Genomic DNA, 258 nt, shown 5'->3' with positions numbered 1-258 from the left:
CATCAATTCGCTGGAATATGTCGTCATCAACACCGTGATCTCGATCGCGGTGGCGCTGCCGGCGGCCTATGCGTTCTCGCGCTACCGCTTCCTCGGCGACAAGCATTTGTTCTTCTGGCTGCTGTCGAACCGCATGGCGCCGGCGGCGGTCTATGCGCTGCCGTTCTTCAACCTCTATTCGGCGATCGGCCTGTTCGATACGCCTTGGGCGGTCGCGCTCGCGCACTGCATCTTCAACGTGCCGCTCGCGGTATGGAG

General features: G+C 61.6%; 1 pseudogene. It reads left to right on the top strand.

Features of this window, described 5'->3' with window-relative positions:
* Positions 1 to 258: pseudogene (locus tag AC0IXR_RS25095) on the top strand (carbohydrate ABC transporter permease); the annotation flags it as partial.

It is taken from the genome of Methylobacterium sp. AC832, assembly GCF_979256025.1.
This window is presented reverse-complemented; position numbering and strand designations above follow the sequence as displayed.